The following is a 272-nucleotide window of genomic DNA, read 5'->3' on the forward strand; positions in this document are numbered from 1 at the left end:
GGTATTAATCATGAGCGTTGTGTTCAAGAAGGAAAACATAAAGAAAAAGAATCTCTATAATCGAATTATTTCCTTGTTAATTGATGCTGGATGGACTAATGTTACATCGAATCCAAGCACAGATTTTGATGTTATGTATTCCACTGGCGAGACTGGTAAAGAAAGCATCTATTTTAATATTCGTCCCTTTGCTAGCGCAGTTACTTCCCCTTCTGCTTCAACAAATTTTTCATCAACGGACTACGCTTACTTTTCCTTCAGACTATGCAAGG

1 protein-coding gene is annotated in these 272 nt (G+C 36.8%); it reads left to right on the forward strand.

Annotation, left to right across the window (positions count from 1 at the left end):
• Positions 1 to 272 (forward strand): hypothetical protein (locus SB775_RS29520; RefSeq protein ID WP_410864788.1); only part of this gene is annotated, 272 nt, incomplete at both ends.

Source organism: Peribacillus sp. SIMBA_075 (assembly GCF_046534585.1).